This window comes from Pseudomonas sp. GL_090, assembly GCF_057837765.1.
In genome coordinates, this window is sequence record NZ_CM174452.1 from 4014345 (window position 1) to 4029291 (window position 14947).

A 14947-nucleotide genomic window follows, 5' to 3' on the forward strand; every position below is an offset into this window, starting at 1 on the left:
GCCTTCACAGCGCGCCGAGCAGCTCATGGATGGTATCGAGGTCGTCCGGTTGAATCCGGTAAACCTGCGCCTGTCCTTGCATCGCGACCTCAGGGTGCAGCCCCGCCACACTGATGCCCAACTCGCCAAGCAGTGCCGCCGACTTGACCGGTGAGATTTCCCCCAGGGTCACCATGGGCGCCACCAGGCTTCGCCGATACAACCTGGCGGCCAGCACGCCAGTGGCCGTGTGCGGATCGATGGCGTATCCCGTGTCGCGATACAGCGAGGTGATTTCCGTCAGCGTCTGCTCATCACTGACCGCATAGGAGTCGATGATCATCCGCGCCTGCAACCAGAACTCGTTGGCGATGACCATCTCGCCGCTGGACTCGAACCCCTCCATCAGCGCACACACCGCCTGGTCGTCATGCCCGTAGAGCTCCCAAAGGAAGCGTTCCAGATTGGAAAAGATCGACAGGTCCATGGCAGGCGAAAGCGTCTTGTTGGCGCGTGACCTGCTGTAGTGGTTCTTCTGGAACAACTGATGCAACGCGTCGTTCTGGTTGGTCGCAACAATCATCTGGGTGATCGGCAGGCCCATTTTTTGCGCGATGTAGCCGGCATACACCTCGGCAAAACTCGCCGCCGGTACGCTGAAACCAATCGGTCGCTGGCCGCCTCCCAATTGCAACACGGCGTGGAAGTAGAACACCAGTTGCGCCAACACACTGACCCAGTTACTGGAGTTGAAACTGATCGCCTCGTGCTGCGTATTCGGCCATTGTCGGAACAGTCGGGTGACGATGGTCTGGCACTCGTCGAAGCTGCCATTCACTGCAAACTGATGAACCCTTGGGTGCGCCGCTGCTTGCAGATGCTGGAGTTGGTCCAGGGGTACGCCCTTCTCTGGGTAAAACACCACCACAGAGGTGTCCTCGCAGTGCTTGAACGCCTCGATGGCCGCCAGCCCGGTATCGCCGTTGGTGGCACCGATCACCACCCCGCGACGCCCGCGCTTGCGCAGAAAATACGGCACCAGCCGCGCCTGCAACTGCGCGGCGAAATCTTTCGAGGAGCGAGTCGGTCCGTGGAACAGCTCCAGCACCCACTCGTTACGATCGACCTGATGCAAAGGTGCAAGGGATCGATGGCGGAATTGGCTGCCCGCCTCTTTGAGCAGGCGCTTGAGGTCTGTTTCGCAGATCGCCTCCCCCACGAACGGACTGATCACCCTGTAGGCCAGTTCGTCATAGGGCAAGGTCGACCAGTTGGCGATGTCCTGCGCTTCAAACAGCGGCAGTTCCAGCGGTACGAACAGCCCTCCGTCCTGGGCAATGCCAGACAATACGACCTGTTCGAAGTCGACCTGCACGGCCGAATTTCGGGTACTCACATAACGCATGGTTGGCTCCGGCCATTCATTTGAAACGATGTGCCTGCTCGACCAGCCAGGTGGAAAACATCACCGCGTCGGGGTGCTGCTCGGCCCCGGAACCGCGCACAAGGTAAAAAGACTCGCTGGCTTCGATACGCTGAGTAAAGGGTTCGACCAACCGTCCGTCCTGAAGCATCTCCTCCACCATCGAGGACCGCGCCAGGGCGATCCCCTGCCCTAACTCGGCCATGCGCAAAGTGGAAATCAATGTGTCGAACTGCATGCCGGTCGAGGAGTCGACGCTGTCCGCACCGACCATGTTCAACCAGTATCCCCAACCCTCTTCGTAACCCAGGACATGCAACAGCGGATGGTGCGACACGTCCGCCGGGACCGTCAGCGGCGACCTTGCCATCAGGTCCGGCGAGCAGACCGGGAACAACGTGTCCCAGGTCAGGCGCTGCGACACCAGGCCGGGCCATTGACCGTGGCCCCAGCGAATCTCCATGTCATCCTCACCGTCCAGTTCCTTGACCCAGATATTGCTGATGTAGCGGATATCGACATGCGGATGCGCCTGGCTAAACCCCGCCAGCTTGGGTGCCAGCCAATGCACGAAGAACGCCAGGCTGCCACGCACCTTGATCGGCCGACGTTTGTGCTGGCCAAAAATCTCGTTGGTCCCCACGGCCAGTCGCGTGATCGCATCCTGCACCACCGGCAGATAAGCCTGGCCTTCCTCGGTCAGTCCCAAGCCACGGGGCAAGCGCTTGAACAGTGCCACTCCAAGGTGGCTTTCCAGTTGGCGGATCTGTTGACTGACGGCGCCCTGGGTCAAAAACAGTTCTTCGGCAGCATGGGTGAAGTTCAAACAGCGGGCAGACACCTCGAATGCCCGTAGCCAGTTCAATGGGGGTAGCGTCTTTTGCTTCATGACTTGAACCTCTTGGACGCCCCCTCCACCGAGCACGCTTGCCCATCCCGTCGACGCTGACTAGAACGCATCGGACGGTTGTGCCAAGGGGGCAACCGACAAGCGTCGCTCGCGGCTTTTGCGGGTAATGTAATACACGAAATAGCACCAGGCGATGAAGGGCAAACCGAAGTACAACGCCACTCGCTGCTCCGGATCGAACGCAATCCCGACACACGCCAGACTGCAGCAGACCAGCGCTCCCAACGGCACCCATGGATAACCCCGGACACGGAATTTCAAGTCGCGGATGTCACCGCCGTTGGCCACATAGTGACGGCGGAAAGCAATCTGGCTTGCGGCGATGCTCATCCAGACCACCACCACCGCCAATCCGGAGATCGACACCAGCGCCAGATAGATGGTGTCGGCGGCAAACACACTGCTGAGCAACGAGGCAGCCCCACCCGCCATGCTGATGATAATCGCGTTGAGCGGCGTGCCCATACGCGTCAGTGCCGAGAATTGCTTGGGCAGGTGACCCTGATCACTCAGCGTCCAGATCATCCGTGACGCGGCATACAAACCGGAGTTGGCGGCCGACAGCAAGGCACTGATGATCACAAAGTTCATGATGTCTGCCGAATAGGGAATCCCGATGTAGGTGAACACAGTCACGAATGGACTCTCTACCAGGTCGGCCTGCTCTCGAGGCAATAGTGTTGCCAGGACAAAAATGGTCCCCACGAAAAAGATCGCCAGGCGCAGCACCGTCGTGCGGATGGCACGCGGCACGTTGCGTTGCGGGTCCTTGGTTTCCCCGGCGGCAATACCGATCAACTCAGTACCGGAGAACGCAAAAGACACCGCCAATAACGTCATGGCGATCGGCATGACGCCGGTAGGAAAAAGTCCTTCGCGAGTGAAGTTGCTCAACCCGATGCTGTGGCTCTGATCGATGTGCAGCAAACCGAGAATCGCGCCACCGCCAATCATCAAAAACACGATGACGGTCACCACTTTAACCAGAGACAACCAGAACTCGGTCTCAGCGAACAAACGCACCGAAATCACATTGGTCAGAAACACCAGACCTGCAAACAACGCACTCCAGATCCATACAGGTGTATCCGGGAACCAACGCACCATCAAGATACCGGCGGCGGTGAATTCAGAACCGATGGCCACCGTCCAGGTCAGCCAATACAGCCATGCGACGGTATACCCGGTACCAGGCCCCAGAAAGCGGGTGGCATAGGTACTGAACGAACCGGTTTCCGGCATCTGTACCGCCAGTTCGCCCAGGCACATCATCACCATGTAAACCATGAGCGCGCCGATGATGTAGGCGATCACCGCACCCAGGGGACCGGCTTGGTTGACCGTATATCCAGACGTGAGAAACAGCCCGGTACCGATGACGCCACCTAATGCCAACATGACGATATGCCGTGTTTGCATTTCCTGTTTAAAACCGGAACGCAAGTGAAGTTGTTCTTCTTTTATGGACATGGTTGCTCTCATGAAAGTTATTAGGGCGCGGATTAACGTCTGCGATGACTGACTGGGCAGAGAAAAAACAGATCGCCACTAAGTTTTATTATTATTCCACTTCATGAACGCCCCACTCACATCCTTGCAGTGAGGTTTAACGCTAACGCTTCAGTTTGCAACTTCGGCGCAACTTTCATCGATTGAAAGCTGCGTGTTTGATGGTGCGGGTGCGTTGCCCGTCTCCCGGACAAATGCGAACGCCTGTTTCAGGTCGTCGAGCAGATCGTCGGTGTCTTCGATGCCGACAGAGATCCGCACCAGCCCTTCGGAAATACCCAGGGCCAGGCGTTCCTCCAGCGTGTTCTCGACATGGCTGGTGGTGCGGGCCGGACCGTAGATGGTTTCCACCGCACCGAGATTGCCCGCGCAGTGGGCGAATCGCAGTCGTGGCAAGAGCACTTTGACCGTGTCCATGCCGCCCGCCACGACAAAGCTGACGATGGCACCGAAGCCGGACATTTGCGCGCACGCCACCGCATGATTCGGATGGCCGGGCAAACCGGGATAATTGACCGACTCCACCAAGGGTTCGACGCAGAGGTACTCGGCCAGCGCGCGGGCACTGCGTTGCTGCTGACGCATGCGCAGCACCAGGGTTTTCATGCCGCGAATGATCATGTAGGCGGAGAACGGGTCGAGCGTCGCCCCGTTGATTTCCCGGTAATGACGCACCTTGGCCATCAGTGATTCGCTACCGCACACCAGGCCGCCAAGCACATCGCCGTGGCCGCTGAGAAACTTGGTGGCACTGTGAATGACCACGTCCACACCCAGCGCCAGCGGGTTCTGATTCAATGGCGTGGCGAAGGTGTTATCCGCCACCACAATGGCGCCGACGCGCTTGGCTGCAGCCACCAGACGCTCGATATCGAGTATTTTCAGCGTCGGGTTGGTTGGCGTTTCCAGATACACCAATTGGCAACCCTTGGCGATTTCGCATTCGATTTCTTCGTGATCGAACGTCTCGCACAACGTCACGTTCACACCGGTGCGAGGCAGAAACTCTTCGAAAATCTTGTTGGTGCCGCCATAGCTGTCCCTGGTCGAGACCACCCGATCGCCATGGGCCAGGAAGGTGTAGAGCACGCTGCTGATCGCCGCCATCCCGCTGCTGAAAGCCACGGCCGATTCGGCCAGTTCCAACTCGCGAATCTTTGCCTCGAGGGTCTCGACTGTCGGGTTGCTCATGCGGCTGTAAATAAAGCCGGGCGCCTTGCCCAACGCAACGTCGTACCAGACATCGATGTCGTCATAACCATAGGCGGCACTGACCACGATGGGGGTTTGAGTGGCGTTGTAGGGATGCCTGACCTGCTCCCCGCCCCACACGGCACGGGTTCCCGCACCTGCATTAACAAACCCTGCGTTGTCTGGTTTTTTATTCATAAAGACTACTCGCACTGAGGGTGGCGAATGTTGAGTCACTCACCGGATCTGGTGGCCAATATAGTGAAATGCAGCGCCGCCGAGAAACGATGTTATCGGTGCCAAAGGGCTGCTTTTTTTAATGGCTGTGATGGCGCAGATTCAGGTCAGTTGCGGCAGCGAAACGATCTCTTTCAGGAGCGACATCGGCATTCAATACTCCGATAACGTGAATTTTTCCTTGGTCTCGCGCGCCTGCCGCCCCCCCGGCCTCAACGGCGAGTGCAAAGTTTCCCGTGTCGATATCAGGCACGGAGGTGGCGCGATCAGGTATCTGGATTGTCGGACAAGCCGGGTAAGGTGGCGCAACTTTTCACTGCGGTGGCCACATCGCGGTGACAGAGCTTCTAGAACAGTAGCGTTGAGGACTGTCGCTTTCAGGAGGGGCAACAGCAAGCCCCCATGATCGCCCACCCCTCACTCAGAACGCTTGAATGTCGATCGCCAAAGAGTAAAAAAAATGATCAGCCCGAGCTCCAAGGATTCGAGTGGCCAATTGGCGCAGGGCTTCAAGCCTCGTCACGTCACAATGCTGTCAATCGCCGGTATCATCGGCGCCGGTTTGTTCGTTGGCTCAGGACATGCCATTGCAGCTGCCGGGCCGGCCGTCCTGCTGGCCTATCTATTCTCCGGCCTGCTCGTCGTTCTGGTCATGCGCATGCTCGGTGAAATGGCGGTGGCCAACCCGGACACCGGTTCGTTCTCCACCTATGCCGATCAGGCCATCGGACGTTGGGCGGGCTTTACCATCGGTTGGCTGTACTGGTGGTTCTGGGTGCTGGTGATTCCTATCGAAGCACTGGCCGCCGGCCATGTGTTGAACCAGTGGTTTCCCCAGATCGATGCCTGGCTGTTCGCCCTGGTGTCGATCATTGCGTTGGTGATCACCAATCTGTTCAGTGTCTCCAAGTACGGTGAATTCGAGTTCTGGTTCGCCATGGCCAAGGTGGTGGCGATCATTGGTTTCATCGGCGTGGGTTTTGCCGTGCTGATGGGCTGGGTGCCCGATCGGGAAGTCAGCGGACTGAGCGGGCTGATGGCCGAACATGGCGGGTTCGCCCCCAACGGCCTGTCGGCGGTAGTCGGCGCCTTCATCACCATCATGTTCAGCTTCATTGGTACTGAAGCGGTCACCATCGCCGCCGCCGAATCCGACAACCCGTCGCAGAACATTGCCAAGGCCACGCGTTCGGTGATCTGGCGCATCGGCGTGTTCTACCTGTTGTCGATTTTCGTGGTCATCTCCGTGGTGCCCTGGAATGATCCTCTGTTGGCCTCGGTAGGTTCCTATCAACGGGCCCTGGAAATCATGAACATTCCCCACGCCAAGTTCATGGTGGACGTCGTAGTACTGATCGCCGTGGCCAGTTGCATGAACTCCTCGATCTACATTGCCTCGCGCATGCTGTACTCGCTGGGCCGTCGGGGCGATGCGCCGAAGGCGCTGAAGGCGACCTCCTCTGAAGGCGTGCCGCGGGCAGCCGTCATCGCCAGCACCGTGCTGGGCGCAGCGATCACCGTGTGGAGCTACTTCATGCCCGCCGGGCTGTTTGACTTCCTGCTGGCCAGCTCCGGTGCGATTGCCTTGCTGGTGTACCTGGCCATTGCGGTGTCGCAGCTGCGGATGCGCCGGATGCTACGTCGGCGGAATGTCGAACTGGCCTTTCGCATGTGGCTGTTCCCGTGGCTCACCTGGCTGGTGATCGCGTTCATTTGCGCAGCGTTGGCGGTGATGATGATCACCCCGGAGCACCGAAGCGAAGTGAGCTCGACCATTGGCCTGGCGCTGGCAATTTCCTTTATCGGTCTGGTGACATCGCGTCAACCTGCGCGGGATGCAAGGGCGACGTCGGTGGGATAAAAACAGGGCGGTAGTTGCGCCGAACCTGATACCCCCACGCGCCAAGGCTGGGGGTATTGCAAGCGCCTGTGTCTCAGTCCGTAATCGCTCTTTGTGAGGGCATGACCCCCGATGTCATCGAAATCCACCGTGTCCGACAGTACCCCTACAAAATCAGTTGGTTTTCTGCTGCTGGATAAATTCACGCTGATTTCCCTGGCGTCAGCCGTAGAGCCCCTGCGCATGGCCAATCAGTTGTCGGGACAAGAGCTGTATCGCTGGCATACGTTCAGCCCCGGTGGAGAGGCGGTCTGGGCCAGTGATGGCGTGCCGATCACTCCGGATGCTTCGTGGAGCAATCCGTTGGTGGCGGACACTGTAATCGTGTGCGGCGGCGTTGGAATCCAGAACGTGATTACCCGCGAGCACATTACCTGGCTGCAAGCCCTTGCGCGTAAATCCAGACGGCTGGGAGGCGTGTGCACGGGCAGTTGGGCACTGGCCAAGGCCGGGCTGCTCGACGGTTATGAATGCAGTGTGCATTGGGAGTTTCTGGCCGCCATGCAGGAAGCTTTTCCGCGAGTCAGCGTCAGTTCGAGTCTGTTCACCCTCGACCGAAACCGCTTCACCAGTTCCGGCGGAACGGCCCCTATGGACATGATGTTGCACCTGATCGGTCGCGACCATGGTCGTGAATTATCGGCTGCCATCTCTGAGATGTTTGTCTACGAGCGCATACGCAACGAACAGGACCATCAGCGCGTTCCGCTCAAGCACGTGTTGGGAACTCACCAGCCCAAGCTGCAGGAGATCGTTGCGTTGATGGAGGCCAACCTCGAGGAACCGCTCGACCTGGATAACCTTGCACAATACGTTGATCTGTCACGTCGACAACTAGAGCGGCTATTTCAGAAATACCTTCACTGTACGCCGTCACGCTACTACTTGAGGTTACGTCTTGTTCGAGCGCGACAACTGCTCAAGCAAACATCACTGTCGATCATTGAGTTGGCGTATGTCTGCGGTTTCGTGTCCACACCCCACTTTTCCAAATGCTACCGCGAGTACTTTGGTGTTCCACCGAGCGACGAGCGTTCCGGCTCTGAAATGAGTCGCCTACCGGCAACGCTCGCGACTGCGCAGCAGTCATCGACCAGACCGCTGACAGCGCTCGACCAGGCTCGAAACGAATCGACTTTTGCCAGTGTTCGAATGATTGATCGTTCCGATTTGGCGCAATCGTGCTGATCGGCCGTCCTTGCCACCCCCATTCATCCGTAGTGCCTGGGTTTACTCAACAAGATCACGCAGGAGATTTGACGTGCACATTGGTGTTCCTCTCGAAACCCAGACCGGTGAAACACGGGTTGCTGCAACCCCGGAAACCATCAAGAAGCTGATCGGCCAGGGCCATAAGGTCACTGTACAAAGCGGCGCCGGCATTAATGCCAGCGTTGTCGACAGTGCCTATGAAGCGGCAGGCGCAAACATTGGCAGCGCCAACGATGCGTTTGGTGCAGAGCTGATTTTGAAGGTGGTCGCGCCCAGCGACAGCGAGCTGGCGCTGATCAAGAGCGGCACCGTTGTGGTGGGCATGCTCAATCCGTTCAGCAATGAAACCATCGCCAAAATGGCCGAATGCGGGATTACCGCCTTTGCCCTGGAGGCGGCGCCGCGCACCTCCCGCGCCCAGAGCCTGGACGTACTGTCCTCGCAAGCCAACATCGCCGGCTATAAAGCCGTGTTGCTGGCCGCTCACCACTATCCGCGCTTCATGCCGATGCTGATGACCGCTGCGGGCACCGTGAAAGCGGCGCGCGTGCTGATCCTTGGTGCCGGTGTGGCCGGCTTGCAGGCGATCGCTACGGCGAAACGCCTGGGTGCAGTGATCGAAGCATCCGACGTGCGTCCTGCGGTAAAAGAGCAGATCGAATCCCTCGGCGCCAAGTTCGTCGACGTGCCGTACGAGACCGATGAAGAACGTGAGTGCGCCGTCGGTGTCGGCGGTTACGCCCGCCCGATGCCGGCCAGCTGGATGCAGCGCCAGGCCGCGGCCGTGCACGAGCGCGCCAAGCAGGCGGACATCGTGATCACCACCGCACTGATTCCCGGCCGCAAGGCACCGACGCTGTTGAGCGCGCAAACCGTGGCCCAGATGAAACCGGGCTCGGTGGTCATCGACCTCGCGGCCGCCCAGGGCGGCAACTGCCCGCTGACCGTGGCCGATCAGGTGGTCGTCGCACATGGCGTGACCATCGTGGGCCCGACCAACCTGGCCAGCGCCGTGGCGGCTGACGCTTCGGCGCTGTACGCCCGCAACCTGCTGGACTTCATGAAACTGTTGTTCGATAAAGACGGACAACTGGTGATCAACCTTGAAGACGATATCGTCGCCGCGTGCCTGATGTGCCGCGACGGCCAGATCGTGCGCAAGAACGGCTGAGGATAAAAATAATGGAAGACATGCTGATCTCTCACGGTATCTACAACCTGATCATTTTCGTGCTGGCGATCTATGTCGGCTACCACGTGGTCTGGAACGTCACACCGGCACTGCACACGCCGCTGATGGCGGTGACCAACGCCATTTCGGCCATTGTGATCGTCGGCGCCATGCTCGCCGCCGCCCTCACCGTGACCCCGCTGGGCAAGACCATGGGCACCCTGGCCGTGGCCCTGGCCGCCGTCAACGTGTTTGGTGGCTTCCTGGTGACCCGCCGCATGCTGGAAATGTTCAAGAAAAAAGCGGCCAAAGCGCCGGCGGCCAAGGCCGAAGCAGTCAAGGCCGAGGTGCAGCAAGCATGAGCATGAACCTGGTTACTTCCCTGTATTTGATCGCCTCGGTCTGCTTCATCCAGGCGCTCAAGGGCCTCTCGCACCCCACCACGTCGCGTCGTGGCAACCTGTTCGGCATGCTCGGCATGGGCCTGGCGATTCTCACCACGGTGGGCCTGATCTACAAGCTGGGCTCCGAGTTGGCACAAGACGGCATCGTCTACGTGATCGTCGGCCTGCTGATCGGCGGCACCGCCGGTTCGATCATGGCCAAACGCGTCGAAATGACCAAGATGCCCGAACTGGTCGCCTTCATGCACAGCATGATCGGCCTGGCAGCGGTGTTCATCGCCGTGGCTGCCGTGGTCGAGCCGCAGTCGCTGGGCATCGTGCAGAACCTCGGCGACGCGATCCCGGCCGGTAATCGCCTGGAGCTGTTCCTCGGTGCCGCCATCGGTGCAATCACCTTCTCCGGCTCGGTCATTGCCTTCGGCAAGCTGGCGGGCAGCTCTTTTTTCATGAAGCAGAAGTTCCGCCTGTTCCAGGGTGCGCCGGTCCAGTTCGGCGGCCAGCACAAGCTGAACCTGCTGCTGGGCCTGGCCACCCTGGGCCTGGGCGTGACCTTCATGCTCACCGGCGACTACACCGCTTTCGCCGTGATGCTGGCCCTGGCCTTCGTGCTCGGCGTGCTGATCATCATCCCGATCGGTGGCGCGGACATGCCCGTGGTCGTGTCGATGCTCAACAGCTACTCCGGCTGGGCAGCGGCAGGTATCGGCTTCTCGCTGAACAACTCGATGCTGATCATCGCAGGTTCCTTGGTAGGCTCGTCCGGTGCGATCCTCTCGTACATCATGTGCAAGGCGATGAACCGCTCCTTCTTTAATGTGCTGCTCGGTGGCTTCGGCAACACGGCAGAGGCGGCCGGCCCGGCGGGCTCGAAAGAAGCCCGTCCGGTGAAATCCGGCTCGGCTGACGACGCGACCTTCCTGCTGACCAACGCCGACACCGTGATCATCGTGCCGGGTTACGGCCTGGCGGTCGCGCGGGCACAACATGCGCTGAAGGAACTGACCGAGAAGCTGACCCACCGTGGCGTGACCGTGAAGTACGCGATCCACCCGGTGGCCGGTCGCATGCCCGGGCACATGAACGTGTTGCTGGCCGAGGCCGAAGTGCCTTACGACCAGGTGTTCGAGATGGACGACATCAACTCCGAGTTCGGCCAGGCCGACGTGGTACTGGTGTTGGGCGCCAACGACGTGGTCAACCCGGCGGCGAAGAACGATCCGAAATCGCCGATTGCCGGCATGCCGATCCTCGAGGCGTTCAAGGCCAAGACCATCATCGTCAACAAGCGCTCGATGGCCAGCGGCTACGCCGGTCTGGACAACGAACTGTTCTACCTGGACAAGACCATGATGGTGTTCGGCGACGCTAAAAAGGTCATCGAGGACATGGTCAAGGCTGTCGAGTAAAACTTGCTTCGCCGATCCCTCATTGCGGCCATTGTTCGAGCAGTATTGAAACGAACTTCTCCGCAGCGGGGGATAGTGATGCCCCGCGACGGTAAACCAATCCCAACGATCGATTCACCACAGGTTCTATCAAAGGGACGCTTACCAGCGTTGGGTGATCCCCGGCAGGCATTGCCAGACTTGGCATCGCCGATACGCCTAGCCCAGCCTCTACCAGGCCCAGAGAAGTAGACAAGTGCTGTACCTCGTAGAACCACTGTGGGCGCCAACTCAAGCCTGATAAAGCGTGATCCAGCAGCATACGGTTTCCGCTCAGGCGACCCACGCCGATAAGACGATAATCGCTGAGTTCAGACCAGGTCACCGAGCTACGTTCAGCCAACTCATGATCACGCCTGCAGGCCAACACAAAAGGCTCATTCACTAATGGCACGAACTCGATATCCGGGTGCTGGCCGCTCATCATATTGATGCCGAAATCGGCTTCACCCCGCAGGACTGCCTCAAGGCCTTCATTCGCACTAAGGTCCAGCAGTCGGATTCGAATTTTAGGATAGCGCTCGTTGTACAGGCGGATCACCGAAGGCAGAAAGTAGAATGCGGCAGTCGGAATACACGCCAGGGTCACCCTGCCAATTTGACGTTCCGCGAGCTCGCGGATATTGAGAATCGACTCATCGAAATCGTCCAGTAATCGCCGTGCCTTAGGCAGAAAATCCCTACCTACGCTGGTCAGGCTGACCTTGCGCGTTGTGCGATCGAGCAATGAGGTTCCCAACCCTTCTTCCAGCTTTTTGATACGCCGGCTCAAGGCTGGCTGAGACAGATGCAGCGCATCAGCCGCTTCGTGAAAACTGCCCAGTTCGGCAATCTTCACGAAAGATCGTATGTCGTTAAGCTCATAGTCCATTTTTTGTCATGCCAGCAACGAGAATGGATAGCAATCTACCTCAATTTAATCATTCGTCAAACGCAATAATAGCGACGATATTTGCATTGGAAACATTTTTTAAAGCCTGACACTCTTGCCTCAAGAACATCAATTACCCCGATTGATCAACAAGAGTCTGTGTCATGCAAAGAATTCCCTGTGTGCTAATGCGTGGCGGTACTTCCAAAGGCCCGGTATTTCTCGCTTGGGATTTACCTGTAGCCATCGAAGCCCGTGACGAGCTGCTGCTCAACCTGATGGGCTCAGGTCATGAACTGGAAATCGATGGCATCGGCGGCGGCAGCCCGCAAACCAGCAAAGTAGCTATTGTCAGCCCTTCGTTGCACCCGGATGCGGATGTCGACTATCTGTTCGTACAAGTGATGGTTTCACAACGTCGGGTGGATACCGCTCCCAACTGCGGCAACATGCTGTGCGCCGTGGGTCCATTTGCTATTGAACAGGGGCTGGTCAAGGCTACCGGCGAGCGTACTCGCGTACGCATTCGCAATTTGAACACAGGGACATTTGTGAATTCCGAAGTGCAGACCCCGGATGGCAAGGTCAGTTACGAGGGAGAGACTGCAATCGACGGCGTGCCGGGTACCGCTGCACCGGTGCAACTGACCTTCCTCGATGCCGCCGGCAGTAAGACTGGCAAACTCTTCCCTACAGGAAACACACAGGATGTGATCGATAACGTTCCTGTGACCTGCATCGACATGGCAATGCCAATGCTTCTTGTCGAAGCTGGCCAGTTGGGCAAACGTGGAGATGAAAGCCCGGCCGAACTGGACGCCGACAAGGAATTTTTGCGGCGCCTCGAGTCGTTGCGGCTTCAAGCAGGCCTCGCAATGGGCCTGGGTGATGTCAGCGACAAGGTCATTCCCAAACCCGTATTGGTATCACCGGCCAAAGCCGGTGGCACGATCCAGGTTCGCTACTTCATGCCCCACAACTGCCACCGTGCCCTTGCCATTACTGGCTCCATCGGCCTGGCCACCGCTTGCGTCACTGAAGGCAGCGTAGTCGCGCAGATGCTGGGTGGAATCAGCACCCCTCGCCTGGAAAATGTTCGAATCGAGCATCCAAGCGGCGCAATTGACGTCGTGTTGTCCTATACCGGCGACAAGGCTGAGACCATTCGTGCCTCCGTAGTACGCACCGCTCGCAGGCTTTTCGCCGGTTACGTCTACGCCACTGCCACTGCGCGACTTGCCGGATAAATCTCGGTATCAGTTGGCATTTTGCATCAGCACAATTCTAAAAATGGGTGATGCCATGAAAGTTGTTAAATCGCTCTATTTCCAGATCTTCTGCGCTGTCCTGCTGGGCGTAATCGTCGGGCATTTCTGGGCTCAGCAAGCTATCGCTCTCAAGCCGCTCGGTGATGCCTTCATCAAACTGATCAAGATGATGATTGCACCTGTCGTGTTCTGCACCATCGTCACTGGCATTGCCGGGATGAGTGACAAGCGTTCACTCGGTCGCCTGCTCAGCAAGACCATGTTGCTGTTTCTTGGGTTGACGGTGATCAGCCTGATCATCGACCTGGTCGCTGTCTATGTGTTCAAGCCTGGCGCCGGCATGAATATTGATCCGAGTCAGTTAAGCACCAGCGGATTGACTCAATACACCGAGTCGGCTGCGAAGCTTGGGGTGGTCGAGTTTTTCATGCACATCATCCCCGATACCTTTATCGGTGCATTCAGCAAGGGTGAAGTACTGCCGGTGCTGTTCATTGCGGTGTTGTCTGGCTTTGCCCTGTCCTCGCTTGGCGAGCGTGGCAAGCCGGTGCTTGACGTTCTTGAAGCCGCGTCGCACATGGTGTTCAAGATTTTCTCTTACCTGATGCGTTTTGCACCCATCGGCGCTTTCGGCGCGTTGGCGTTCACGGTAGGGCAGTACGGCATCACTTCGCTTGGTTCGCTGGCGAAATTGATCATGACCTTGTACATCGCCTGCGGTTTCTTTGTTTTCGTGGTGTTGGGAAGCATTTGTCGCGCTAATGGCTTCAGTCTCTGGAAGCTGTTGCGATACTTGCGTGAAGAGTTCCTGGTGGTACTGGGGACGTCTTCCACTGAACCTGTGATGCCGCGCATGCTGGAGAAGCTCGAAGCCTTGGGTTGCAAGAAAGGCGTGGTGGGCCTGGTATTGCCGACAGGTTATTCGTTCAACCTGGATGGCACTGCCATCTATCTGTCGCTGGCCGCCATTTTTATTGCCCAAGCCTGCAACATCGACCTCACCTTCACCCAGACCATCACCATGTTGGCGATCATGCTCTTATCCTCAAAAGGAGCTGCTGGCGTTACCGGCAGCGGTTTTGTCGCACTGGCCTCTACGCTGACCGTGATTCACGACATACCTTTGGCCGGCTTGGCCTTGCTGATTGGCATCGATCGTTTCATGTCCGAGGCACGTGCACTGACCAGCCTGGCCAGCAATGCTGTGGCAACTGTCGTGATCTCTATATCGGAAAATGCTTGCAACCGGGAAACGCTGATACAAACCCTGGACGGAAAACCTGTTCCGGCTGAGGCGCTGGCCAAGAAAGAATCCTGGGAAGACCTGGAAGTCGCCAGGAACGCCAAGATCGGATAGTTCCTACTCCTGACTTTACTCAAAACCCACCCGCCAGGCACCGTTGATCGTGTCGCTTAGCGGGTTGGGG

Annotated in this window: 12 protein-coding genes; 7 read left to right on the forward strand and 5 right to left on the reverse strand. The window is 58.2% G+C overall.

Translation table 11 applies throughout. From position 1 onward, the window contains the following. Positions 1 to 4: 4 nt before the first annotated feature. The 4 genes from thrC to AC3ITA_RS17970 form a co-directional block, all read right to left on the reverse strand. On the reverse strand, positions 5 to 1384 hold the full coding sequence (thrC, locus tag AC3ITA_RS17955; RefSeq protein ID WP_095945809.1) for a threonine synthase: 1380 nt from the start codon (positions 1382 to 1384) through the stop codon (positions 5 to 7). Between the two features lie 16 nt (positions 1385 to 1400). After that, positions 1401 to 2291 (reverse strand): LysR substrate-binding domain-containing protein, encoded by an 891-nt coding sequence (locus AC3ITA_RS17960; protein WP_095945810.1) that lies wholly within the window; start codon positions 2289 to 2291, stop codon positions 1401 to 1403. Between the two features lie 60 nt (positions 2292 to 2351). Further along, positions 2352 to 3782 carry an amino acid permease gene (locus tag AC3ITA_RS17965; protein WP_489278115.1) on the reverse strand — a complete coding sequence of 477 codons (1431 nt, stop codon included), beginning with the start codon at positions 3780 to 3782 and terminating at the stop codon, positions 2352 to 2354. Between the two features lie 150 nt (positions 3783 to 3932). Next, positions 3933 to 5210 carry a cystathionine gamma-synthase family protein gene (locus tag AC3ITA_RS17970; protein WP_489278116.1) on the reverse strand — a complete coding sequence of 426 codons (1278 nt, stop codon included), beginning with the start codon at positions 5208 to 5210 and terminating at the stop codon, positions 3933 to 3935. A 499-nt stretch (positions 5211 to 5709) separates the two neighbouring features. Here AC3ITA_RS17970 and gabP point away from each other — a divergent pair, with 499 nt between their 5' ends. The 5 genes from gabP to AC3ITA_RS17995 all read left to right on the forward strand — a co-directional run bounded on the left by gabP (position 5710) and on the right by AC3ITA_RS17995 (position 11342). Further along, on the forward strand, positions 5710 to 7110 hold the full coding sequence (gene gabP, locus AC3ITA_RS17975; protein ID WP_414928689.1) for a GABA permease: 1401 nt from the start codon (positions 5710 to 5712) through the stop codon (positions 7108 to 7110). 111 nt (positions 7111 to 7221) lie between these two features. Further along, complete coding sequence (gene gbdR, locus AC3ITA_RS17980; protein WP_489278117.1) at positions 7222 to 8337, forward strand: choline metabolism transcriptional regulator GbdR; 1116 nt, start codon at positions 7222 to 7224, stop codon at positions 8335 to 8337. A 73-nt stretch (positions 8338 to 8410) separates the two neighbouring features. Further along, positions 8411 to 9532, forward strand: coding sequence for a Re/Si-specific NAD(P)(+) transhydrogenase subunit alpha (locus AC3ITA_RS17985; protein ID WP_489278118.1), 1122 nt, complete (start codon positions 8411 to 8413; stop codon positions 9530 to 9532). An 11-nt stretch (positions 9533 to 9543) separates the two neighbouring features. Beyond that, positions 9544 to 9894 (forward strand): NAD(P) transhydrogenase subunit alpha part 2, encoded by a 351-nt coding sequence (locus AC3ITA_RS17990; RefSeq protein ID WP_053152987.1) that lies wholly within the window; start codon positions 9544 to 9546, stop codon positions 9892 to 9894. Next, positions 9891 to 11342 carry an NAD(P)(+) transhydrogenase (Re/Si-specific) subunit beta gene (locus AC3ITA_RS17995; protein WP_489278119.1) on the forward strand — a complete coding sequence of 484 codons (1452 nt, stop codon included), beginning with the start codon at positions 9891 to 9893 and terminating at the stop codon, positions 11340 to 11342. Before AC3ITA_RS17990 ends, AC3ITA_RS17995 begins: the two co-directional genes overlap by 4 nt. A gap of 19 nt (positions 11343 to 11361) precedes the next feature. Here the strand turns inward: AC3ITA_RS17995 and AC3ITA_RS18000 are convergent, their stop codons facing one another. Then, complete coding sequence (locus AC3ITA_RS18000; protein WP_095946308.1) at positions 11362 to 12252, reverse strand: LysR family transcriptional regulator; 891 nt, start codon at positions 12250 to 12252, stop codon at positions 11362 to 11364. 164 nt (positions 12253 to 12416) lie between these two features. Here AC3ITA_RS18000 and AC3ITA_RS18005 point away from each other — a divergent pair, with 164 nt between their 5' ends. After that, positions 12417 to 13499, forward strand: coding sequence for a 4-oxalomesaconate tautomerase (locus tag AC3ITA_RS18005; RefSeq protein ID WP_489278120.1), 1083 nt, complete (start codon positions 12417 to 12419; stop codon positions 13497 to 13499). A gap of 43 nt (positions 13500 to 13542) precedes the next feature. Beyond that, positions 13543 to 14877 (forward strand): dicarboxylate/amino acid:cation symporter, encoded by a 1335-nt coding sequence (locus AC3ITA_RS18010; RefSeq protein WP_489278121.1) that lies wholly within the window; start codon positions 13543 to 13545, stop codon positions 14875 to 14877. The last annotated feature ends 70 nt before the right edge of the window (positions 14878 to 14947 follow it).